The following is a 16,297-nucleotide window of genomic DNA, read 5'->3' as shown; positions in this document are numbered from 1 at the left end:
AGGAAGAAGGCTCTTCTGAAGGTATAGAGGCAGAAGGGCTTTTTTTATTTACATGGGAAAGGCAGTGCATAAGAGCCTTGGACAAGTCGCTTACACTATTAATACGAAGTGGTCGCATCTTAATGGAATCAGGGGCAGAGATTTATAGAGTTGAAGAAACTATTGTTCGGCTAGGCAAAGCTTTACACTTAAAAGAAGTGCAAAGCTACTGCACGCCTACAGGATTGTTCATAGGCTACACCCATGATGAAGAGCCTCGCACAGCAGTGCGGCGTGTTTTTAAACGAGCCATAAATCTGCGTAGAATATCGGAAGTAAACGATTTGGCTCGTCAGTTTTCACAAGGGAAAATGTCTGTAGAATCGGCTCTTCTACAACTTGAAAATATAGAAAAGCAGAAAGAACCTTATCCCTGGTATTGGCAAATTTTCTGTATTTCTTTAGTTGCCGCCATTTTAGCTTTACTCAACGGCGGTAAAGGCTTGGAATTTGCTGTGGCTTTACTAGTAAGTGGGCTACTTAGATTTTTCATGTTTAAATCTAAATTCTTTATGAATACACCTTTTCTTCGAGAATTTGCGCTAGGTGCATTTGGTATGGTCTTGGTATTATTGACCAAAACAATGCTCGATGTGCAAATGGTGCCCATTATGATTGGCTTATTACTATCAGCTTTTCCTGGTGCCTATATGGTTAACTCTGTTCGAGATATCGTAGCTGGTGATCTGCTTGCTGGAGCTATCCGTGGTCTAGAGGCAACAGGCTTAACAGTAGCACTCTTTGGTGGCGCAGGTATGGTCTTAGCCACCTTAGGAAATGGCTACATTGAGGAAGTAACAACCAAAGCATCCCATGGTTTCGCAATGGAGATGCTTTTTGGTTTTATGATTGCGGCCTTTTTCTCCATGGCCTTAAATACGCCTCACAATACCGTTTTAGCTTCTGGTTTGGCAGGGCTGATTGGTCGCAGTGTTCTAGTTTTAACTATATTACTAGGCAGCACGCCTATTATGGGTATGTTCTGGGGAACTTTAGCTGTCGTAATTTTAAGTGAAATAATGGCACGGTACTACAAAGTGCCTGTTACCTTGTTTGTCATAGGAGGCATTATACCTCTCCTACCAGGACTTTTCTTTTTCCAAGCAACTTATACTCTAGTACAAGGCGACTATGTTAGGTTGATTGAGCCTTTTGTCCAAGGTGCTATGGGTATTATATCTATTGGCGCCGCTGCCGCCGCTATAACAGGCTTAGTTCGCTTTTGGAAAACATCTAGATGATTTATAGAGGGTTTTGAAATAAACCTGTCGAATAAACCAATTGTCACAAAGTAGAAGGTTTGTAAAACATGTAAGCCTTGCAAGCTATAAGTTGATGGTCAATGAGAGAAGGGATAAAGATGCAATTTCCCGAGAAAAATAAGGTTTTATCAAATCGATATAAAGCAGGAGACATTTTAGATATAGATGTTTATACACTCACAGGACGCTTGCTGATTCCCAAAGATACAGTACTTACGGAGACTATTTTTCAACAAATACTAAAATGGGAAGATACGGGCGTTTTGGCAGGGAAGAAGAGGCGAGATAACAAACAACCAAACTCTCTTAACCATACCTCCAAACAAGCACAAAATCAGCTCCTTTTTCAGCAATCTATAGAAACTGTGCGCGATGTTTTTCTAGACTTTCGAGAAGGCCATGGTTTTAACGAACAGAAGATAAGGCATACCACAAACAACTTGGTAACTCAGATCGTACAAGATGAAAAGGTAGGACTTCGGCTTTCTAGATTATGGGATTCTGATGACTACACCCTCCATCACTCAGTAGATGTTTGTTTGCTTAGTACTATGATTGGACTTAATCTAGGATTAACAGAGTCGGAATTACAGGTGCTGGCAACAGGTGCGATTCTTCATGATATTGGTAAAATACATATCCCCTTAGAAGTGCTTAACAAGAAAGGTAAGCTAGACGAAGAAGAGTATCGCTTGATCAAGAAACACCCAGAAATAGGCATGTCCTTATTTGAAGAGCAGAATTTATCTCTTTCTCATGAAGAATCATGTTGTATTCTTCAGCATCATGAATGGTGCAACGGAGAGGGTTATCCCTATAAATTAAAATACGCCAAAATACATCTCTATGCACGAATTATTGCAGTAGCAGATGTTTACTCTGCTCTGACAACGAATCGTTCTTATCGAGGACGTTTAGATCATATACGTGCCACTGATATACTTACCAACCAGGCTCGTGATCATCTTGATAAACATATTGTTTTCGTTTTTCTTGATAGATTGCGCGATCTCATGCTTAATACTCGAGTTCGTCTTTCTAACGGTGTAGAAGGCTACGTGGTTCAGTTTTACGATAATGCACCGCTACAGCCTACTGTTTTAGTTACTGAAAACGAAGGGGGAGAAAAAATTGTAAGCCCCTATTTGATACATTTAAAAGAACGGACCGATCTAATGATTGAACGAGTGCTTTACGGAAATATTTAACATCAAAAGCATGTTGACTTTATAACAAGATCAATATATACTATAAACAAGAGGAGCGGCCAACTGGCTGTAAACGATACCTGCACTTGCAGGGGAATATGAGGGACGGCAGGACGTTTGGCTGGTCCTCCGGAGATTATGGTTTATTGGACCAGGGAAAAGGGTCTGCTTTTATAAGCAGACCCTTTTCCTATTTTATGCTTGGGTAGGTGAATTGTTTGCGCCAAAAGATATTGATCATCAACGACTCTTCTTTAGAGGGAAGAATTATGCTCGATCTACTTTCCTGTCAGGGCTATCACGTTAATGTTGCTCGCAATGGTCATGAAGGTCTTTCTATGGCCAGAAGCTTTGATCCAGATCTTATTATCTGTGATCTAGTGTTACCAGGATTAAGTGGTTTAGAGTTAGTGAACCAGCTAAAAGAAGATTTGAGCACGAAAAAGATAGAAATTATCTTTGCTTCTGGAAGTAACAACAAAGAAGATAAAATAGAGGCTTTTAAGCTAGGCGCTTTTGACTACTTACTCAAGCCACTAGACTATGATGAAATGCTAATGCGTTTGGAACTTGCTTTGCGTTATAAAAGATCAATTGACAAATTAAAACGAAGAGAAACTATAATTAGAGCAGATTCGCTTCGAGACTTCCTTACTGGTCTTTACAATCGTCAGTATCTAGACCAAAAAATGACGGAAGAACTAGCACGTGTAAAGCGCTATGGCAATACCTTTTCTATCTTGCTTCTTGATATTGATTTCTTTAAGCAGATTAATGATACCCATGGTCATCTTATAGGAGACAAGATCCTTATTCACGTTGCAGGACGCTTACAACTGAAAGTGCGCTCCATCGATACAGTTTGTCGTTTTGGTGGGGAAGAGTTTTGTGTTATTGCACCAGAGACAGATATTACAGGTGCTAGCCATTTGGCTGAAAAGCTTCGCAAGATTTTAGGGCAAGAACCTGTTGCTATCTCGAAAGAGCTAATGATTCCTGTCACAGCAAGTTTCGGCATTGCAGAATATAAAGGAGTAGACGATACTATACAATCCCTGTTAGAAAGAGCTGATCGCGCACTATACAATGCTAAGAAAAAGGGTCGAAATCGAGTAGAGATAAATTGACTTTTACATAATATCAAAAAAACAATTACCAAAAAGAGACTACTGATTGATAACGTCAGTAGCTTTTTTTTATGAAAAAAGCTGTTGACTTAAGTGGTTATTAATACTACTATATAGAAGTAAACGAAAATCAATCTCAAAAGAGAAGGAAACTTATTTTCGTTTACAACAAGCTCTTTCCAGTAAGTCTACATAACAATCGAAATTTCAGGAGGTTTTAAGACCAATGAAAAAATCTTTGGGAAAAGTGCTCGCAACTGCTTTTCTAGGTACAGCACTACTTGTATCAGGTTGTTCATCATCACAACCAGCCACGACAACAGGCTCGGATGCTTTAGAGGAGACGAAAGAACTAGTTATCTATTCAGCTAGAAATGAACGGTTCGTACAACCACTACTCGATAGCTTTGCAGAAGAAACAGGAATTGAAGTAAAACTGCTTTCTGCAGGTGAAAGCAGTGTCAACAGAATCATGGAAGAGAAAAACAATGTACAAGCTGATGTTTTCTTCTCTAACGATACTGGTGCTATGGAATACTTGCGCTTAGAAGGATTACTGCAAGGCAATACTTCTCAAGCTTTGAATATTATCGATCCAATGTACAGAGCGGAAGATGGTTCTTGGGTAGGACTATCTGCGCGGACACGTGTACTCATGTATAACAAAGATTTGATCTCTGAAGAAGAAATACCCAAGACGCTTTGGGAGCTTACTGATCCCAAGTGGGCAGGAGAATTCATGATCACTCGCGGTGGTAACAGTTCGATGGTTGCTCATATTGCTGCCCTTCGTGCTGAGTGGGGTGATGAGAAGACTAAAGAATGGATTGAAAAGGTCCGTGGAAATGCTGGTGCAGTTGTAAACGGTCACGGCGATGTCCGTCGCTCCGTTGGCGCTGGTGAGTTTAAGTTTGGTCTTGTTAATAATTATTATTTCCATCAGCAATTAAGCGAAGACAAAGATAATAATGTTGGCGCTATCTATCCTGACCAAGGTGCTGACGGTATGGGCGCATTTGTAAACGCCGCTGGTGTTGCCTTAATCAAAGGTGCTCCTAACGAAGCGAATGCGAGAAAGTTCATCGACTGGATCTTAGAAGCAGAACAACAAAAATTCTTTGCTTATGAGAGCATGGAAGTACCTCTGAATCCAGCTGTAGAAGCTAATCCAATTGCTATGAGAATCGATGAATACAAAGTTATGGATATGCCACTACAAGAGTTAGGTCCTGTCTGGGTAGACGTGAAAAAGCTTATTGAAGAGGCCGGTCTAGACTTAGATCTTTAGAATTAATAATCAATAATTGATAGCAATGTGATAGAAAGTTGACTCACAGACTCATAAAAGTCTGACTTCTTAGGGGTTGTAAGACATGAATAAAGCACCAATAGAAATGATGAAAGAAGTCAATACCAAGCAGGAGCAGGCTCGATATACTCGAGCCTTTTCTGGTTTTTGGCTTAACCTGTGGAAAGGTAACCCGCCTGGGACCTTTCTTTTACTTGTTTCCTTGCTTACAGGCCTAGCTATGCTAGTGCCTCTTTCCTACGTTTTTATCCGAGGCATTCAAGGGGGCGTTGATCGTTGGCTGAACTTGCTCGATACACGTATCCCTATTTTGTTATACAACACCTTGAGCCTTACAATTGTCGTAACTTTTTTTGCCATTGTTATTGGCCTATCTCTAGCTTGGTTAGTCATAAGAACAGATCTGCCTGGACGCAAGACCTGGCAATGGTTGCTCGCTTTGCCTTTGCTTATCCCGCCCTATGTAGGCGCTATTACATATATCATTATTTTTGGACCACGCGGTTGGGTACGAGACTGGTTGGGTGCTCCTTTATTTAACATCTATGACTTCTGGGGCGTCGTTTTTGTCCTTACCATGTTTACTTACCCTTATGTCTACTTGATCACTTCGGCCGCTTTAAAGCGATACAACTTAAATTATGAAGAAGCAGCGCGGGCTGCTGGCCTTTCTTATAGACATGTATTTATCAAAGCAGTATTCCCCTTGTTGCGACCTGCTATCGGCGCCGGTGCTATTTTAGTTGCTTTGTACGTCCTCTCTGATTTTGGTCTTGTCGCTATGATGCGCTATACCACTTTTACAGCGGCTATCTATTATCAGATGGGTAACTATGATCAAGTGGCCGCCGCTATTTTAAGTGTCGTTTTAATCTTGATCACCCTCCTTTTTATCTGGGCCGAAGCAAAAACGCGAGAGAAACAGCGCTTTTACCAGTCCAAAGGGACACCTCGCCAAGCTCCCTTGATTGAGCTAGGTTGGTGGAAAGGTCCACTTCTTGCCTATGCTTCAATCATTTTTGGCCTTGCTGTCTTTGTCCCATTGTCGGTACTTGCTTACTGGGCTTCTGTCGGCCTCACAGAAGGTGTAATCGATCAACGATTCTGGGGCTTTGCGTGGAACAGCTTTTACATGGCCGGCATGGCTAGCTTAATATGTATGTTTCTAGCTCTCCCTGTGGTCTATATGAAATCGCGTAACCCTTCTATTGTCAGTACTGTGGTAGATAAGCTAGCTTACGCTGGTTATGCTCTGCCCGGTGTGATCGTTGCTCTCGGCATTATCTTTTTGTTCAACCAGTACATTCCCTTTCTTTACGGAACAGCGGCGCTAGTCATTACAGCTTATGTGATTCGCTTCTTACCTCAAAACATGCAAGCGGCTGATGCGGCTTTGAGCCAAGTATCTCCGCGCCTTGATGAAGCGGCTCGTATCTCAGGTTTTCGACCTTGGCAAGTAATCGTTAAAGTGATCTTACCACTTGTTACACCAGGTCTGCTCGCTGGAGGTGCTCTTGTTTTTGTCAGCGCCATGAAAGAACTGCCCGCTACTTTGTTACTGCGCCCTCCTGGTATGGACACGCTAGCTGTTCGTATCTGGGTTGATGCTAGCGAAGGATTTTATCAAACTGCGGCACCAGCGGCTTTGCTTTTGATTTTACTTTCCATCATTCCTCTGCGTTGGATGTTGAGCAAGTATTAGGGTAGAAAAAGGAAGGTGACAGCTTTGTTTGATATAGAACTATTATCGGTAACCAAAAAGTACGCAGGAACAGAAAAAGCGGCAGTGCAAGGTCTTTGTCTGTCCGTAGAAAAAGGTCAGATATTGACCCTCCTAGGCCCTAGTGGCTGTGGAAAAACTACAACTTTACGTCTCATAGCTGGCTTCGAGCGGCCTGATCAAGGAAAAATTACTTTGCGTGATCGTGTGGTCAGTCATCGCGATAGCTGGATTCCACCAGAAAAAAGAGATATTGGCATGGTTTTTCAAGATTATGCCCTCTTTCCGCATCTGAATGTAATAGATAACGTCGGTTTTGGCTACCGAGGCACTGACAAAAAAGGCCGAGTCCAGGAAGTACTACAAGTGGTTAACTTGCAAGGTTTTGAAAAGCGTTTTCCTCATGAATTATCAGGAGGTCAGCAACAGCGTGTTGCTTTAGCTCGTGCATTAGCGCGAAAACCTGTAGTTATCTTACTTGATGAGCCTTTTAGCAACCTTGATGCTGAACTGCGTGTACAGATGCGTGTAGAAGTAAAGGAGATTATCAAAGATGCTGGTGCTACAGCCGTCTTTGTAACGCACGATCAAAAAGATGCTCTGGCCATCTCCGACCGAATTGTAGTGATGAAAGATGGCGTAATTCAACAAAGTGGCACACCGAGAGAGATTTATCAATATCCAGAGACTCCTTTTGTGGCTACTTTCGTCGGTCAATCTAATTTATTGCCTGGACAGATAGGTGACGATGGGCAGTCTGTAATAACAGAGATTGGTCAAGTTCCCTGTAATCATACTCACAACTTAGCAAGAGGGGAAAAATGTTATATCTCCATTCGCCCCGATAGCTTAGAAGTAGACCCTGAAGGTTCTATTGTAGGGAAAGTAAAACAATGGACTTATACGGGAGAATCGATTGATGCAGTAGTAGATACAGTAACCCAAAAAGGTACAAATCAAGAATTGCTCGTGCATATTCATCCAGAAAAAATTGTTCAACAAGGTGAAATATTACGTTTTAAGGTGCTTCCCAACTTTGTAGCTGTACTTCGTTCTGATAGAGAATTCTCATAAAGAATATAGAAAGCCTTACTTCGGATTTGTGCTGAAGTAAGGCTTTTTTTGTTAAATCTCAATTATTACCAGATTGTTCAGACAGAGACAAACATATCTTTGAGTAACAGCCTGATAATTTGGTGGAGGTAGATACTCATGAATTCCCATAAAAGTCCTATTGATCGGGATATAGATCGATTAACTCAATCGATCCCTAAAATCATGAAAATTGCTGGTGATTTTGACCTAGATTTTTACGAGATGCGCTTTGAAATTGTACCAGCCGATGTGCTCTATACTTTTGGTGCTTATGGTATGCCTACTCGCTTTGCTCACTGGTCTTTTGGCAAGACTTTTCAGAAGATGAAAATGTCCTACGACTACAATCTTTCGCGAATCTATGAATTGGTCATCAATTCCGATCCCTGTTATGCTTTTTTGCTAGAAGGTAATCAACCTATTCAAAATGAAATGGTTAGCGCTCATGTGCTAGCCCATTGTGATTTCTTTAAGAACAATGCCGCTTTTGCTGGTACATCAAGATTTATGGTGGAGTCTATGGCTTCATCAGCTGAACGTATACGGCGCTATGAAATAGAGCAGGGGAGAGAGAAGGTAGAAAAGTACTTAGACTCAGCCTTGGCCCTTCAAGAACATATTGATCCATTTTATAGAACAATCCAAGAAAAGAAAGACAAAAAGGATTATCACAAGTCTGAAGGTATTTATGATGATCTCTTTCAACTAGATAAACTACTTGCACAGGACAAAGAAAACCATGCTTTGGTTGCAGATAAGGAATCAGAAAAAGAAGAGCTTACAAATGATTCTGATAAAAACTTAGTTAAAGCAAAAAAAGATCTACTGCTTTTTCTAATGGTGAAAAGTCCATTTCTAGATGACTGGCAGAGAGATATTCTCTCTATCGTTCGTGATGAGATGTTCTATTTCTGGCCTCAGATTAGGACTAAGATCATGAATGAAGGTTGGGGTTACGTAAGTGAAGGTGCTTAAATGAGTTAATAATATCATTCTTGAAAGAACAATTTTGTGGAAAATATTTGCAATTAATAAGATTGGGTATATAATAGATCTATAAATTTTATTGGGGGGAAGCAAATGCCTGTCATATCCGAGTTTTACGGGATCAAAATACTAATGTATTGGAACGATCATATGCCAGCGCATTTTCACGCTGAATATGGTGGACACAAAATCCTCGTAGATATTAAGAACGGCTCGGTTATAAAAGGAGTATTCCCATCTAAACAATTAAAGCTCGTCTTAGCATGGTGTGAGATTCACAGAGATGAATTAATGAAGAACTGGGAAAATGCCATAAAACATATGAGTATTGAAAAGATAGCCCCGCTTATGTAGATGGAGGTGGACAGATGTTTCCGAAAGTTGTACAAGTGGTTCCGACGCATAACTATAGGGTGTACCTTTATTTTGAAGACGGAAAAATTAAGCTATTTGACGCATCGAAGCTTATAGAAAAGGGAGTCTTCCAACAGCTTCAGGATATTGATGTATTTAAGAGTACTTGTACTGTTATGAATCATACATTGGCTTGGGATCTTTCAGGTAAGTTTGATCCTACTGATTGTTTAGACTTAGACCCTGAAGAACTTTATAACTCTTGTCCAGATGTGGAAGAACCGAGTTTCTTACTTGAAGAAGCTCTTAAAGCGAAAGGCTGACCCTGATTCGGGTCAGCTTTTTTTTCAGTTTAACGTGCTTATTTGACAAAAGGATTTGCAAAGCATGTAGTAAAAAATTACATTTACGTAATACCTGAGGTTTTTGATAGTAGACTTTTTGCCAATTTATGATCTTTTTTATCGAACTCTAACTTATGGTTATCATAAACAAGATTGTACTTTATGAAATGAGCTTTTGAATTATCTTCCAATTGATTCCATAAATCAAAATATTGAAAGAATTATCATTCCGCCCAACCACCGAAGACCGTTTACAAGCCTGTCCACTTGTCCATACTAGTGAATAGGACAAACCCTATATAACACTAAGGGACAAGCCCTTCAGGCATGGATACTCATACGGTGATTATGCGTGCACGGGTTACTTCTTGTCCAGGGCTTACCACCATTAGAGTTGCTTGGGAGATGTTTTTCAGCAATGGACCGACAACCGATTCCTGAGAGGTATAGAGAGAAGATTTGTTTTACTATTTCTAATTTATCGGCTTTTGCTTCTAGCTTGCCAGTCCGTTTATTGTACTCATAACCAAATGGTGCTTTTCCTCCAGTCCACCGGCCCTTTTTTAGTAATGCTTCTAAGGCATCTCTTGTTCTTTCTTGGATCCGGGCCGCTTCGAAAGAAGTTAGCCCATCTTTAAGCAGGCGTACTAAGATATCTGACTCATCATAAATGATACGAGTTGAGGTGATGACAATTGGTTTTTTGGCATCTCTTAAAAAACGCCGGATATTTTCATGCTCGATTACGTCACGGGCGAGCCGATCCTCTTTATAAACGGCAATAAAATCAAACTTATTGTCCAGAGCATCTTGGAGAACTTTTCTTAAAAATTTGCGTTTGTCCATTTTTTTCTTCGTTGATGAAACAGCTTCGTCTGTATACTTTTGAACCAGATTACATTGGAAGTCTTCAACAAAGCTCATAACAGATTGTAACTGAAGGGAGGAATCTTGTTTGCTCGTAGAATAGCGACCATAAAAAGCACAGCGCATACCAGGCTTAATGACTTCATGGATTGAGGTCAAAGGAATGAGCCTCCTTTAAACCACCGTAGGGATGGCGAAATGTAAAGTCTACATGGTACCGATCGAGGGTTACCTGATAAAGAACCTCTTTTAGATGATCTTTGAACCCATGTGTTTCTTTCATGTTAGATACCAACTTCTAAAGCTCTTTACTCTTTTCGGGGAGTTCGTTTAAAGAAGCAATCTCCGCTTCGACTTTTTCTTTAGACTTTTTCAAATCAACGATTTTGTCATAAATGGTTAAGAGCTTGTCTTCTACAGCCATTCGCTCTTTTGGTTCCATTTCTCCAAAAAGGTAATCTTGTGTGTTGTAATTTAATTGCCTCGTAACTTTGCTCAGTTGTCTTTCAAGTTGCGTCAATCGAATCTTGAAGGTCGTATAGTTACGGAAACGATACCTTTCTAATAATTTAGGATAATGGGTTAAAAAAAGTGATTTCACATAGATGAGAGATGATTCAATGACAAAGTCTTCAACTGCCTTTTTTTCAATTCTTTGATTACAAGAAGAGCATTTATAAAAGTGACTGATTGCTTGCCCCCTTCGCCTGCCCAGGCCGACTAGAAGTTGTTTACAGGGTTTGCAATATAATAGGTTATTTAATAAGAACTCTGCTTGAGGCAAGGGAGCTCGCTTTTTTGTAGGGCTTTGTTCCAAAAGCTCTTGTACTTTATGCCAATCGTCATCTTCTATAATGGCTAGTTGGGAGTACTCTTGTTTTAATTGTGGTAGACCTCTTATGTTGAGGAAACGGATGCCCACGTAGGTTGGATTTTGAAGGAGTTTTCGTACAGAAGTGCCAGTCCATTTCCTTTGGGGCCATTTTTCCCTGGCATAAGTAGAGATCTCTCGAATGGTTTTTCCTTCTATAGCCAAACGATACATGGCACGAATTAGTTCAACTTCATCTTCATTTTGTCTAATTGTATTGCCGTTATCTCGATCGACGGAATAGCCAAAAGGGAGAGTACCAGGATTCTTTCCAGCCAAAAAATCTGATTCAATGGATGCTTTGATTCTCTCGACAATTTGCTGGCCTTCTCTTTCCACCATGGCGGCCAACAATATTTCAATGAGTTCACCAACAGGGCTGTTTTGGATGGGCGGTTCATCATCAGAGGTAAATATGACGTTTACATTTTTGTCACGGAACAGTCGATAGAGCTTAATATATTGAATGGCATCACGAGTCAGCCGATCTCGCTTATAAACCAACAGATTTTTTATTTTGTTCTGCTCAATTTCTTCAATTAAATGTTTAAGAGCTCGGCGATCGTCAATGCGACTTTTTCCGGAAATCGCATCATCTTTGTATTCTTCATCAATGATGAGCCCTTCTTGTATAGCCTTGTTATAAGCTTTATGTTCTTGCATGGCCAATGAATGCTCTTGAATATTCGTTGAACGGCGGTAGTAAGCGACTGTTTTCAAAATATCACCTCTTGTCGGACCTACTCGATGAATCTTGAACATTTAGGGTTAGTAGTTTTTTCGAAACCATTTCAATCCACAGTGCAAACCACTTTTCGACTGCTTCTGGATCATGTTTGTAAGTAATTTCGTTGATAGTTAGTTCTTGTGATCTAGAATTCTTTTTGCCTTTGTTCATCTGATTCTTTCACCTTTCGGAGGGTTTTAGAAATTGCATAGTAAAATGTCTTTTGGAAATCGTGTGCGTACGCTACGTGAAAAAAGTGGTATTAGCCTGAACAAAATGGCTAGAACGTTAGAAGTCTCAGCGGGTTATTTAAGCAACCTGGAAAGCGGTAAAACGGAGAATGTAACAGTTCATTTCCTTGAATCCCTTCAACAGAATCTAGGTCTGAACGCTTGTCTAATCTGTGGGCAAAAGAAAGAAAGTGCTCTAATTCATGACCTAGAACCAGAACTTCAACTGAGGATACAGCGTATCCAAGAGATTCTTTTTGACATGGCCAAGTCGAACCCGAAGCAAGTAGAGTATCTATTAGGGTTGCTTGAATGTGGTCTTGGAGGAATGAATCGAGAGGACAGCGTAGAGAGTCCAGAAAATGATTTGCCCCGGCACCATTAGAATGCTGGGAAAGACCTGATAATATTCATGGTTGTGAACGGGTACGTAGAGAAATGAATAGCGAAAATGATTAGAGGCAGGATAAAGTCACTGCCTCTTTTTCGTTTTATTGTAGGACAGTTGTTTTTGCTTGGTTTTACTGCGATAAAAGTATTGTTATTGCCTTACGCTTTTGCTTTATCGGCCTTCGATTGAATCGTAATCGTAAACTTTTCGGCCATCTCTTTGCCGAGTTTGTCTTCTAGCATGGTTCTGAGGGCAGCTTGTTGAAGGGAGCGGTTCCAATCGATTAGTTTTTCAGCGAGCAGATTTCTTTGTGTTGTGTCAAGTTCAGAGACAGATTGAAAGGAAATCTTCTGACTGTTTAGGGTTGTTGTAAACTTCACCCGAACTGTCATCCTCGTACCCCTCCTTGAGAATAACCCTATGCAAGTGTCAAGGAGGGACAACCCTCTTTTTTGTCCAAAAAAAGGCTCGTGATATGAAGGTTCTACTACTAGGAAAAAGAAAAAGCGCTCCTTCCTTTGGATACGGTTGCATATACATAGATACAACCTTTGGCAAGGAGACGATCTGTCTTAATGAAGCAACAAGAAGGCAAAAAGGTCCTTTTATATTGTCGTGTGTCGACAGATGAACAAGCCAAAGAAGGCGTGTCCCTTGATGAGCAAAGGACACGCCTAAAAGCCTATTGTGTTGCTATGGGTTGGAAAGTAGAGATTGAAGAAATTATTGACGATGGTTACTCGGCCAAAGACATAGATCGACCAGGGTTAAAGAGACTGCTTTCTCAAGTAGAGAAAGGGACGGTTTCTCGTGTTCTGGTAACGAAGCTGGATCGACTGAGCCGCAGGCTATTAGATTTACTGAAGTTGATCGATTTATTTGGACAGCATGAAGTGTCCTTTGTATCAACGAGCGAATCTTTTGATACGGAAACGCCGTCAGGACGATTGACCCTGCAAGTACTCGGAGCTGTGGCAGAGTTTGAAAGAGAACGTATTCGAGAGCGAGTTATTGATAATATGGCTCATGCAGCCAAGTCGGGAAAGTGGTTAACGCAACATCCCTATGGGTATAGGCTCGTGGAGAAAGAACTGGTGGTACATGAGCGGGAAGCGATAGTGGTTAGAAGAATCTATGATATGTTCTTAGATCAAGGCATGGGGTACTTCGCCATTGCCAAACAGTTAAATGAAGAAGGGATATCTTCTCGTCAAGGAAAAGAGTGGTCTATCCGATCGGTAAAGCTGGTCTTGACGAACCCCGTATATAAAGGAACTTTAGTCTGGAATCGAACCGATTCAAGCAAAAAGAAGCGTAAGCAAAAAGAAGAAGGAGAATGGATCATGCTCCCTGGTGCTTTGCCTGCCATTGTAAGTGAGGAAAAATGGGACAAAGTCCAAGAAAAAATCAACGACAAACCAAAGGTTCCCTCAAGGGCGAAAACGAGCCCTCATCTTCTCGGTGGCTTGTTGAAGTGTGGTAAGTGCGGTGCTTCTATGACAATCAGTTGGTCAGGTTGGCCAAAAAGGCATAGGGTATATCGGTGTTCAGCTTATAAAAATAAAGGTACTTGCGAAAGCAAGCCCTATAGAGCCGATGAAGTTGAAAAGTGGTTTGTAGAAGGCCTGAAAAACCTTGTTGATTCAGTAGAGCATAGGGTCCGGGAAGTGGTCATCAGTCAGGTGGAGGAAGAAAAAAGTCAGAAAAAAGAGCAGAAGTTACGGGCTGCAAAGTTACGGTATGAAAGAAAAGTGGAAGCTTATACAGCAGGGTTGATTGAGCTAAGTGATCTGGTAGAAGAGAAAAGTCGGCTGGATGAAGAGTTGAGGAAGGAGCAAGACAGTGGCAGTGATATTGATGAGGTGGTTGTCAATCAAGTGATTAATGAATTGAAGGAGAAGTGTGCCAATTTTATCGATAGCATAGGTGTTTTGCCTGTGCCAGAGTTGAAGCAACGGTTGTTGTTGATTGTTGATAGAGTGGTTTTATTGGGGGAGAAGGAGATTGAGATATCGTTGGTGGTGTAGTTGCATACTAAATACTTTAAGGTTTTTCTGAACTTTACACTGTAAGATCTTCGATTGAGTAATATAGGCTATAAACAGAATTTTTACTACAAGCCCTAGTGATATCTAACTATCCCAGTCATCCAATCAAGCTCTATAAACTTCGGATTACTATTTATTCCATTCTGATCATTTAGGTAAATTCTTCCAGTAAAATCAGCTAATACACGGTTGTCAAAAATACCGGGATAAGCGTTATGTCTACCCATTAAAATTGCTGTGCCTCCGGTGTACCATTGTGCAAGTGTTGTGTTTGTATTGGAGTTTAGAAGATGACCGTTAAAGCTGCCATGGTGAGAAATACAATAATAGGAAGAGTTACTTACAGCACTGTGGTTTATCTTTTCCCATCCTTTAGTTTCCAAGTCACCTGGAAATAGCAATGACTTCTTATTAAAATTCAATTTATATAGAACAGAGGCATTGTTTATTTTGTTTCCAGGAACAGTTTCTTCACCGGTATTAATTTTCTGTCCCCTTTTCTTAATTATTTTGTCGGGGTAAACTATTTCTAAAATATTATTACCATTGCTTTTAATTGGGTTAATAATTTTTATTTTATTCCCCATACTTTTTAGTTTTGTCAATAACAAATTATAATTTTGGCTTGACCAAGAAAAGTATAAATTAAGCCAAATTTCTCCTTCCGCGAAGTATTTGTTTTGAATTAAGTATAGGGCACCGCTAAAATGATCGTAATGCATATGGGTAAATAATAGCTTGCTTATCTTAATATCTCCTATTTTATGTTTGTCCTTAATGTATCTTATGCACTCTTCAAAATTATTGGTGTAGTTTTTGTAACTGTCCATGAAATCATATAAGGAGCAATCAATCACCCAAATTTCGGAGTTGTTAAGCACAATAATACTTAGATTTCCGTGTCCAACATAAACATGATATGTACTTACAGATTTCGAGTCGTATACTTTTTCGGGAGTATAACTGTTTTCTTCGAAATTTGAACTGTAAAGACTGTGACGTAAGATATTATTATAAATTACTTCCTTACGAGCACGCACGTCATTGTTTCCATTTAGAAATTCTTTATTTTTAGTATCGTAAAAGACGTATTGTCCCTCGTATACTCTATTAACTTTAATACTATCAACTATTGTTACAGGAAGAAAATGTTTTTGATTTTCTTCTATGTTATGAGTGTAATCAATTGGTTGGTGTTTGAACAAAGTCATATATTTTACACCGTTAACTTCATCCAAACCATCAATTGAATTAACAAAATATAAATCACTGTAATTCAAAGTTAACGCCCCTATGGATACTCCGGAGTAAAACGAGCCACTATTCCGGAAGATGAGCCACTAACGGTAAAGTGCATTATTTACGGCATATCTCACAAACACGCCAGCAAGATTGTCCATCCGAGCCAGTCAGCTGTAAATGGCAAGGGGGCTTCGCCTGCCTCTTCGAGGCCCATTGACAGCTGTCAGTCTACGGGTACGGCATTCATTTGGTGTGAGGTCTTCCCGCTTTATTGGACACCACTAAGTGTGGATTTCTCGGTCTTTCGTAGAATTACATAAAGTATCTTTATTCGACGTCGTCACCGCCACCCGAAGGGTCTCATACAGCCAGTCGCCAGTCAAGGGCTAGGGCTTCGCCGTCGCCTTTCTGTATGAAGGATGCATCAATTAGGCGGTCGACGACAGGGTCTGCGTTTTTGCTTTTCCCTTGCTACT

15 protein-coding genes are annotated in these 16,297 nt (G+C 40.4%); 11 read left to right on the top strand and 4 right to left on the bottom strand.

Annotation, left to right across the window (positions count from 1 at the left end; genetic code table 11):
• Nucleotides 1-77 precede the first annotated feature (77 nt).
• The 9 genes from F9B85_RS13265 to F9B85_RS13225 all read left to right on the top strand — a co-directional run bounded on the left by F9B85_RS13265 (nt 78) and on the right by F9B85_RS13225 (nt 9,424).
• Nucleotides 78-1,280: a threonine/serine exporter family protein gene (locus tag F9B85_RS13265; protein WP_207707126.1), complete on the top strand. Its 1,203-nt coding sequence runs from the start codon at nt 78-80 to the stop codon at nt 1,278-1,280.
• Between the two features lie 119 nt (nt 1,281-1,399).
• On the top strand, nt 1,400-2,509 hold the full coding sequence (locus F9B85_RS13260) for an HD-GYP domain-containing protein (protein WP_170270541.1): 1,110 nt from the start codon (nt 1,400-1,402) through the stop codon (nt 2,507-2,509).
• Nucleotides 2,510-2,727: 218 nt separating this feature from the next.
• Nucleotides 2,728-3,636 (top strand): diguanylate cyclase, encoded by a 909-nt coding sequence (locus F9B85_RS13255; protein ID WP_151621707.1) that lies wholly within the window; start codon nt 2,728-2,730, stop codon nt 3,634-3,636.
• A 226-nt stretch (nt 3,637-3,862) separates the two neighbouring features.
• The gene (locus F9B85_RS13250) at nt 3,863-4,924 is read left to right on the top strand and encodes an extracellular solute-binding protein (RefSeq protein ID WP_151621706.1); all 1,062 of its coding nucleotides are present in this window, start codon (nt 3,863-3,865) and stop codon (nt 4,922-4,924) included.
• Nucleotides 4,925-5,009: 85 nt separating this feature from the next.
• Nucleotides 5,010-6,647 carry an ABC transporter permease gene (locus F9B85_RS13245; protein WP_151621705.1) on the top strand — a complete coding sequence of 546 codons (1,638 nt, stop codon included), beginning with the start codon at nt 5,010-5,012 and terminating at the stop codon, nt 6,645-6,647.
• Nucleotides 6,648-6,671: 24 nt separating this feature from the next.
• Nucleotides 6,672-7,739, top strand: coding sequence for an ABC transporter ATP-binding protein (locus F9B85_RS13240; protein WP_151621704.1), 1,068 nt, complete (start codon nt 6,672-6,674; stop codon nt 7,737-7,739).
• A 138-nt stretch (nt 7,740-7,877) separates the two neighbouring features.
• The gene (locus F9B85_RS13235) at nt 7,878-8,735 is read left to right on the top strand and encodes a SpoVR family protein (RefSeq protein ID WP_151621703.1); all 858 of its coding nucleotides are present in this window, start codon (nt 7,878-7,880) and stop codon (nt 8,733-8,735) included.
• A 105-nt stretch (nt 8,736-8,840) separates the two neighbouring features.
• On the top strand, nt 8,841-9,101 hold the full coding sequence (locus tag F9B85_RS13230; protein WP_151621702.1) for a DUF4160 domain-containing protein: 261 nt from the start codon (nt 8,841-8,843) through the stop codon (nt 9,099-9,101).
• A 14-nt stretch (nt 9,102-9,115) separates the two neighbouring features.
• Nucleotides 9,116-9,424 carry a DUF2442 domain-containing protein gene (locus F9B85_RS13225; protein ID WP_151621701.1) on the top strand — a complete coding sequence of 103 codons (309 nt, stop codon included), beginning with the start codon at nt 9,116-9,118 and terminating at the stop codon, nt 9,422-9,424.
• 342 nt (nt 9,425-9,766) lie between these two features.
• Here F9B85_RS13225 and F9B85_RS13220 read toward each other — a convergent pair whose 3' ends face one another.
• Together F9B85_RS13220 and F9B85_RS13215 are read right to left on the bottom strand one after the other, a co-directional pair.
• Nucleotides 9,767-10,471 carry a recombinase family protein gene (locus F9B85_RS13220; RefSeq protein WP_151621700.1) on the bottom strand — a complete coding sequence of 235 codons (705 nt, stop codon included), beginning with the start codon at nt 10,469-10,471 and terminating at the stop codon, nt 9,767-9,769.
• A 139-nt stretch (nt 10,472-10,610) separates the two neighbouring features.
• On the bottom strand, nt 10,611-11,903 hold the full coding sequence (locus F9B85_RS13215; protein ID WP_170270540.1) for a recombinase family protein: 1,293 nt from the start codon (nt 11,901-11,903) through the stop codon (nt 10,611-10,613).
• Nucleotides 11,904-12,114: 211 nt separating this feature from the next.
• Between F9B85_RS13215 and F9B85_RS13210 the strand changes: the two genes are divergently transcribed.
• Complete coding sequence (locus F9B85_RS13210) at nt 12,115-12,525, top strand: helix-turn-helix domain-containing protein (protein ID WP_151621698.1); 411 nt, start codon at nt 12,115-12,117, stop codon at nt 12,523-12,525.
• A 164-nt stretch (nt 12,526-12,689) separates the two neighbouring features.
• Here F9B85_RS13210 and F9B85_RS13205 read toward each other — a convergent pair whose 3' ends face one another.
• Nucleotides 12,690-12,923 (bottom strand): hypothetical protein, encoded by a 234-nt coding sequence (locus tag F9B85_RS13205; protein ID WP_151621697.1) that lies wholly within the window; start codon nt 12,921-12,923, stop codon nt 12,690-12,692.
• A gap of 183 nt (nt 12,924-13,106) precedes the next feature.
• Here F9B85_RS13205 and F9B85_RS13200 point away from each other — a divergent pair, with 183 nt between their 5' ends.
• Complete coding sequence (locus F9B85_RS13200) at nt 13,107-14,558, top strand: recombinase family protein (RefSeq protein WP_151621696.1); 1,452 nt, start codon at nt 13,107-13,109, stop codon at nt 14,556-14,558.
• A 95-nt stretch (nt 14,559-14,653) separates the two neighbouring features.
• Here F9B85_RS13200 and F9B85_RS13195 read toward each other — a convergent pair whose 3' ends face one another.
• On the bottom strand, nt 14,654-15,859 hold the full coding sequence (locus tag F9B85_RS13195) for an MBL fold metallo-hydrolase (RefSeq protein WP_151621695.1): 1,206 nt from the start codon (nt 15,857-15,859) through the stop codon (nt 14,654-14,656).
• Nucleotides 15,860-16,297: the final 438 nt, after the last annotated feature.

Source organism: Heliorestis acidaminivorans, from assembly GCF_008933955.1.
Lineage (GTDB): Bacteria > Bacillota > Desulfitobacteriia > Heliobacteriales > Heliobacteriaceae > Heliorestis > Heliorestis acidaminivorans.
This window is presented reverse-complemented; position numbering and strand designations above follow the sequence as displayed.

Bases quoted from the DNA above. Each gene is read 5' to 3' on its own strand.
- F9B85_RS13260 (WP_170270541.1), top strand. From the start codon at position 1,400: ATGCAATTTCCCGAGAAAAATAAGGTTTTATCAAATCGATATAAAGCA.
- F9B85_RS13250 (WP_151621706.1), top strand. From the start codon at position 3,863: ATGAAAAAATCTTTGGGAAAAGTGCTCGCAACTGCTTTTCTAGGTACA.
- F9B85_RS13245 (WP_151621705.1), top strand. From the start codon at position 5,010: ATGAATAAAGCACCAATAGAAATGATGAAAGAAGTCAATACCAAGCAG.
- F9B85_RS13235 (WP_151621703.1), top strand. From the start codon at position 7,878: ATGAATTCCCATAAAAGTCCTATTGATCGGGATATAGATCGATTAACT.
- F9B85_RS13230 (WP_151621702.1), top strand. From the start codon at position 8,841: ATGCCTGTCATATCCGAGTTTTACGGGATCAAAATACTAATGTATTGG.
- F9B85_RS13225 (WP_151621701.1), top strand. From the start codon at position 9,116: ATGTTTCCGAAAGTTGTACAAGTGGTTCCGACGCATAACTATAGGGTG.
- F9B85_RS13205 (WP_151621697.1), bottom strand. From the start codon at position 12,923: ATGACAGTTCGGGTGAAGTTTACAACAACCCTAAACAGTCAGAAGATT.
- F9B85_RS13200 (WP_151621696.1), top strand. From the start codon at position 13,107: ATGAAGCAACAAGAAGGCAAAAAGGTCCTTTTATATTGTCGTGTGTCG.